Genomic DNA, 6456 nt, shown 5'->3' with positions numbered 1-6456 from the left:
CGACAAGCGTGGCGACGGGCGTCTGTCACGACACCTGCCCCGGCGCCCGTACGGCGGCCGGGGGCGTTCCCGCTACTCCTTGACCCCGAGCACGTCCCGCAGCGGCTCCGGCAGCTTCTCGTTGCACGCCACCTGGCCCTCCTTCGTCAGGGCGTCCCGCTCACAGGTGTAGAAGTCCCGGTAGATGATCTGCGCCGAGTAGGTCGCCGCCACGATCACCAGCGCTATCCCGCCCATGACCAGACCGGTGACGGCCGCCGTCCGCTGGGAGCGCGCCACCCCGCCGGCCGGGGTCGCCGCGGTCGCGGCGGGTGCCGGAGTGTTCGGGTCCGGGCGTCGCTGGTCCTTGGCGCGCAGCGAGCTGATCGCCCAGTAGACCGAGAGCGCCCCGAGCAGCAGGGCGATCTCCGTGAAGTCGAAGATCGCGAAGAAGAAGGCCCACATACCGGAGAGCAGGGCGTAGCGGGCCCGGCGCTGGACGGGGTCGGTCGGGTCCCAGCGCAGTCCGGACGGCCCGCCGGGCCGCTGGTCGCGGTCGCCGGGCCGCCCGCCGAAGCCGCCGCCCGAGCGGCCGGGCTGGCGGGAGCTCCACTGGCCGCCCCAGCCGCCGCGCCCCTCGGAGGAGGAACCGGAGGAGTCCCCGGAGCCACCCGAGTCCCCGGAACCGGAGGATCCGTTGGGATCCTTCCCCTCCCCGGACGGATGCCGGGGCTGCCACGGCTGGTCCGGGTGCCCCTCCGGCGGCGGGGCGTAGGGGTTGTTGTCATCGGTGGACTGGCGCTCCCGCGGCAACAGGAGGTCGGTACGGCGGCGTCGGTCCCGCATCTGGTGAACGTCTTCCCCTCAGACCCGGTGCGACCAGCGCCTCTGCGGCCCCGGCGCATCCAGGGGTCTTGTGTCGTGTGCCCGCCAGGGGCGGGCGTTGCTGTCCCCTGACGCTACCTCCCGGCCCGGCCCCCGTCCCGTGGGGGCCGTCTGGTGTGCCGGTATCGTTGCTGACGGTCGGTCTCTTCGTAGAGTTCCCCGTATGGGGGAGCGCGACCCGTTCGTACGACCATACAAAGCCGCACATCCCCGCACCCGGTACCGGGCGAGGGCGCCGACCCGCGTCCGTACGCACGGCCCGCGCGCGGGGATCCGTACGCGAGAAAGAGACCCACCGTGGCCTCCCCGCCCCCCTCCGTCCGCCGTCCCGCCCGTCTGGTGGTGCTGGTCTCCGGCTCCGGGACCAATCTCCAGGCCCTCCTCGACGCCGTCGCCGACGATCCGGAGGGCTTCGGCGCCGAGATCGTCGCGGTGGGGGCGGACCGGGCCGGGATCGCCGGTCTTGAGCGCGCCGAGCGCGCCGGTCTGCCGACCTTTGTCCGCCGGGTGAAGGACTATCCGACCCGTGACGCCTGGGATGAGGCGCTGGCCGAGGCCACCGCCGCCCACGATCCGGATCTGGTGGTCTCGGCGGGCTTTATGAAGATCGTGGGCAGGGAGTTCCTCGCCCGCTTCGGCGGACGGCTGATCAATACCCATCCCGCCCTGCTGCCCAGCTTCCCCGGCGCCCACGGTGTGCGTGACGCGCTCGCGTACGGGGCGAAGGTCACCGGATGCACCGTCCACTTCGTCGACGAGGGCGTCGACACCGGCCCGATCATCGCGCAGGGCGTGGTCGAGATCCGGGACGAGGACGACGAAGCCGCTCTCCATGAGCGCATCAAGGACGTCGAGCGCACGCTGCTCGTCGAGGTCGTGGGGCGAATCGCCCGCCACGGCTGTCGCATTGAGGGACGAAAGGTTGTTTTCCCGTGACTGTTGACGCTACTGAGTCCGGTGTGACCGAGAGGCGTGCCATCCGGCGGGCGCTGGTCAGCGTGTACGACAAGACGGGCCTGGAGGACCTCGCCCAGGGCCTGCACGCGGCGGGGGTGGAGCTGGTCTCCACCGGCTCCACCGCCGGACGGATCGCCGCGGCCGGGGTCCCGGTCACCAAGGTGGAGGAGCTGACCGGCTTCCCCGAGTGCCTCGACGGCCGGGTGAAGACCCTCCACCCCCGGGTGCACGCCGGGATCCTCGCCGATCTGCGGCTCGACTCCCACCGGGAGCAGCTCGCGGAGCTGGGGGTGGAGCCCTTCGACCTGGTGGTGGTCAACCTCTACCCCTTCCGTGAGACGGTCGCCTCCGGCGCCTCGCCCGACGAGTGCGTGGAGCAGATCGACATCGGCGGCCCCTCGATGGTCCGCGCCGCCGCCAAGAACCACCCGTCGGTCGCCGTGGTCACCAGCCCCGAGCGGTACGGGGACGTCCTGACCGCCGTCGCCGGGGGCGGCTTCGACCTGGGCGCCCGCAAGCGCCTGGCCGCCGAGGCGTTCCGCCACACCGCCGCGTACGACGTGGCCGTGGCCTCCTGGTTCGCCGACGGCTACGCGCCCGCCGACGACTCCGGCTTCCCGGCCTTCGTGGGCGTCACCTACGACCGCTCCACCGTGCTGCGCTACGGCGAGAACCCGCACCAGGGCGCCGCCCTCTACACCAGCGGCACCGGGGGCCTGGCCGAGGCCGAGCAGCTCCACGGCAAGGAGATGTCCTACAACAACTACACGGACACCGAGGCCGCCCGCCGCGCCGCCTACGACCACACCGAGCCCTGTGTGGCGATCATCAAGCACGCCAACCCGTGCGGGATCGCCGTCGGCGCGGATGTCGCCGAGGCCCACCGCAAGGCCCACGCCTGTGACCCGCTCTCCGCCTTCGGCGGTGTGATCGCGGTCAACCGCCCGGTGTCGGTGGCGCTGGCCGAGCAGGTCGCCGAGATCTTCACCGAGGTCATCGTGGCCCCGGGGTACGAGGACGGCGCGGTCGAGGTGCTCGCCCGCAAGAAGAACATCCGCGTGCTGCGCTGCCCGGAGCCGCCCGCCTCGCTCACCGAGGTCCGGCCGGTCGACGGCGGTGCGCTGGTGCAGGTCACCGACCGGCTCCAGGCGCCCGGCGACGACCCGGCCCAGTGGACCCTCGCCACCGGCGAGGCGCTGTCGGGGGCGGAGCTGGCGGAGCTGGCCTTCGCCTGGCGGGCCTGCCGCGCGGTGAAGTCCAACGCCATCCTGCTGGCGAAGGACGGTGCCTCGGTCGGCGTGGGCATGGGCCAGGTCAACCGGGTGGACTCGGCCAAGCTCGCCGTCGAGCGGGCGGGCGAGGAGCGGGCCCGGGGCGCCTTCGCCGCCTCGGACGCCTTCTTCCCGTTCCCGGACGGCCTGGAGATCCTCACCGCCGCCGGGGTGCGCGCGGTGGTCCAGCCCGGCGGCTCGGTCCGTGACGAGCAGGTCGTGGAGGCCGCCCGGAAGGCGGGCGTGACGATGTACTTCACCGGCACCCGCCACTTCTTCCACTGACGGCCCCGCCGCCGCGCGGCGGCTCACGTACGTTCCGTACGCCTACGGGCTCACGTACGTTCCGTACGCCTACGGACTCGCCTACGGAACGTACGCCTACGGAAACGGGGAGGCCCGGGTCCCTTGGTGTGTCCAGGACCCGGGCCTCCCCGTATGTCTGACGTGGTGTGACCGCCTCAGACGCGCGGCCGGTTGAACCAGGCGCCGCCGTCCGACTTGCCCACGAAGACCGCGATCAGCACGCCGAGCACGGTGTGCACCAGGCCGATCACGATGAACGGGTAGATACCGAGCGCCGCCGTGATGATCGCGAAGACCATGATGGCGATGCGGACGCCGTTGCCGCCCTTGGCGAACTTCAGCGCCAGGACGACCGCGAACACGGCCCACAGCAGGGCCAGGAAGGCGATGAGGTAGACCGCGCCGGTCGAGAACTCCGCCAGGTCCTGGAACTGGATGTCGTCCTTGAGCTGGGGGTCGTCCTTCGCCTTCTCGATCGCGACGGCGGTCAGGAACATGAAGCCCGCGCCGAGGACCTGGAGGGCGACGATGACCCAGGTCATCACGCGGGCGGCCTTCACGGTCCCGGGCATGGTGAGCGGCGCGCCGCCGTAGCCGCCGCCGTAGCCGCCGTCGCCGTAGGGCTGGAGCGGCGGTGCCGCCGGGTAGCCGTAGCCGGGCTGGCCCTGCGGGGGGTAGCCGTAGTTCGGCTGACCCTGCTGAGGGGTGCCGTAGCCCGGCTGGCCTCCCGCGGGCGGCTGCTGCGGCTGCTGCGGGGGGTCGTAGGGGCTCTTCGGGTCGCCGAAGCTCATGGCGGGACTTCCTCCGTCGGTTCGTGCGGGGACTGCGCGGTCCGAGTGGAGGTGCGTGATCGCACGACGAGCGGTTCGTCCCCCCAGCCTTCCCGCGGCACTGCGCGGTCATCGTGGGCCTGTCCTCGGCGTTTTGTCCAGCTGATAGTCGTATGTGTTGTGCAAGTGCAACCGGGTGCGGGGTGGGGTGGGCGGGTCCTCGCGCGCCGGGCGCGGCCAGCGCGCGCGCCGAACCGTTCGCGATAGAAGCGGAGTCGGAGCGGATCGGCGGCGGATCGGCGGCAGAAAGGAAGCGGAACGGCGGCGGAAAGGAAGCGGAACGGAAACGGAAGCGGAAACGGAAACGGAAACGGCAAGCCAGCCGAAGCCGGAGGCGGGAGGCGGCAGGCGGGCGGAGCCGTGGGAGAAGGGGGAGCGCGGGGGGAATTGGTCCCCGGGCGGGCCCATCCGCGAAGATGGGGACATGACTGCCCAGACTCTGGATGGCAAGGCCACCGCAGCAGCGATCAAGTCCGAACTGACCGCCCGCGTGGCGGCCCTCAAGGAGAAGGGTGTGACTCCCGGTCTCGGCACCCTCCTCGTCGGTGATGACCCGGGCAGCCGCTGGTACGTCAACGGCAAGCACCGCGACTGTGCCCAGGTCGGCATCGCCTCCATCCAGCGCGAGCTGCCGGAGACCGCCACCCAGGAGGAGATCGAGGCGGTCGTCCGCGAGCTGAACGAGAACCCCGAGTGCACCGGGTACATCGTCCAGCTCCCGCTGCCGAAGGGCATCGACACCAACCGGGTGCTGGAGCTGATGGACCCGGCGAAGGACGCGGACGGGCTCCACCCGACCAGCCTGGGCCGTCTGGTGCTCGGGGTGCCGGGGCCGCTGCCCTGCACCCCGTACGGCATCGTGCAGCTGCTGCGCCGTCACGGCGTGGAGATCAACGGCGCCCATGTGGTCGTCGTCGGGCGCGGGATCACCATCGGCCGCCCGATGCCGCTGGTCCTCACCCGTAAGTCCGAGAACGCCACGGTCACCCAGTGCCACACCGGTACCCGCGATCTCGCCTCCCATCTGCGCCAGGCCGACATCATCGTGGCGGCGGCGGGCGTGCCGCACCTGGTGAAGCCCGAGGATGTGAAGCCGGGCGCGGCCGTGCTGGACGTCGGTGTCAGCCGGGACGAGAACGGCAAGATCGTCGGCGATGTCCACCCCGGCGTGACCGAGGTCGCGGGCTGGGTCGCCCCCAACCCCGGCGGCGTCGGCCCGATGACCCGCGCCCAGCTCCTGGTGAACGTGGTCGAGGCGGCCGAGCGCGCGGCCGGTCTGGACGCTTCCGCCACCACGGCCTGAGAGCCCGAGAGCCTGAGAGGGAGAGACCGCGCGATGGGCGCAGGGACGAACGGGGACCGCCGGGACGCCTCCGGCGGAGGTACGGAGAGGACCGGCCCGGCCGCCGGGGACCAGCCGGAGACGGGCGCCCCGGCGGGCGCGGCGGACGCCAACGGCACGCCGGATCCGGCCGGTTCGACGGCTCCGGCGGAATCGAAGGGTGCGGCGGGATCGACGGGTGCGGCGGGGAAACCGGGTGCCACCGGTTCGGCGGGCCCGTCCGATGACGACGCGTCGCCGGGCGAACCCGGCACCGGGACCGCTGCCGACTCCGACGCCCCTACCGGCACCGCCGACGCCGACACCGCGACCGACACCGCTGACACCGGGTCCACCCGGCCCGGCTCCCGGCGCCCGCCCAAGCTCACCACCGACACCGCCCGCCCCGAGGGCGGCGGCCGGGCGGCGCCCGGTGACGCGCCCGCGCCCGCCCGTCAGTGGCCGTTGCTGACCGTGCTCTCGCTGGTGGGCCTCGGGCTGCTGATCGTCGGGCTCGACCCGTTCCCGCAGGCGTTCCGCGTCGGGACGCTCATCGTCGGGGTGGCGCTGCTGGTCGGCGGTGTGCTGCGCCGGGTGCTGCCCTCGGTCGGCATGCTGGCGGTCCGGTCGCGCTTCACGGACATGGTGACGTACGGACTGCTGGGGGTGGCGATCACGCTGCTGGCCCTGACCGTGCAGCCGCAGCCCTGGCTTGAGCTGCCCTTCCTGGAGGACCTGGTGCGGTTCACGGTCCGTTCGGACGGCACGGTGTGAGCGGTCCCGGTCGACGCGGTGGGAGCGGTCCCGGTCTGAAGGGTGGGAGCGGTCGGAGCGGCGAACTCTCCATGAACTTCGGCTGAACGGCCACGCTCACACGACAGCACCGGCGCCCGTCCTCTCCCCCGTC

At 72.6% G+C, this 6456-nt stretch carries 6 protein-coding genes; 4 read left to right on the top strand and 2 right to left on the bottom strand.

What is annotated here, in order from left to right; translation table 11 throughout:
- Positions 1 to 72 precede the first annotated feature (72 nt).
- Positions 73 to 825, bottom strand: a complete 753-nt coding sequence (locus ACFVIM_RS31260; protein ID WP_384308550.1) for a hypothetical protein — start codon at positions 823 to 825, stop codon at positions 73 to 75.
- Positions 826 to 1161: 336 nt separating this feature from the next.
- Between ACFVIM_RS31260 and purN the strand changes: the two genes are divergently transcribed.
- Entirely contained in the window at positions 1162 to 1800 is a 639-nt protein-coding gene (gene purN, locus ACFVIM_RS31255) for a phosphoribosylglycinamide formyltransferase (RefSeq protein WP_384308547.1), read from the top strand.
- Positions 1797 to 3377: a bifunctional phosphoribosylaminoimidazolecarboxamide formyltransferase/IMP cyclohydrolase gene (purH, locus tag ACFVIM_RS31250; protein WP_384308544.1), complete on the top strand. Its 1581-nt coding sequence runs from the start codon at positions 1797 to 1799 to the stop codon at positions 3375 to 3377. The genes purN and purH overlap by 4 nt, the downstream gene beginning before the upstream one ends.
- A 176-nt stretch (positions 3378 to 3553) precedes the next feature.
- On the opposite strand, the gene ACFVIM_RS31245 is transcribed toward purH, so the two are convergent.
- Positions 3554 to 4189, bottom strand: a complete 636-nt coding sequence (locus tag ACFVIM_RS31245) for a hypothetical protein (protein ID WP_384308540.1) — start codon at positions 4187 to 4189, stop codon at positions 3554 to 3556.
- Positions 4190 to 4652: 463 nt separating this feature from the next.
- On the opposite strand from ACFVIM_RS31245, the gene ACFVIM_RS31240 reads away from it, so the two are divergent.
- Together ACFVIM_RS31240 and ACFVIM_RS31235 are read left to right on the top strand one after the other, a co-directional pair.
- Complete coding sequence (locus ACFVIM_RS31240) at positions 4653 to 5531, top strand: bifunctional methylenetetrahydrofolate dehydrogenase/methenyltetrahydrofolate cyclohydrolase (protein WP_384308537.1); 879 nt, start codon at positions 4653 to 4655, stop codon at positions 5529 to 5531.
- Positions 5532 to 5564: 33 nt separating this feature from the next.
- On the top strand, positions 5565 to 6323 hold the full coding sequence (locus ACFVIM_RS31235) for a DUF3017 domain-containing protein (RefSeq protein ID WP_384308534.1): 759 nt from the start codon (positions 5565 to 5567) through the stop codon (positions 6321 to 6323).
- Positions 6324 to 6456 lie beyond the last annotated feature (133 nt).

The organism is Streptomyces sp. NPDC057638 (assembly GCF_042800315.1).
Lineage (GTDB): Bacteria > Actinomycetota > Actinomycetes > Streptomycetales > Streptomycetaceae > Streptomyces.
This window is presented reverse-complemented; position numbering and strand designations above follow the sequence as displayed.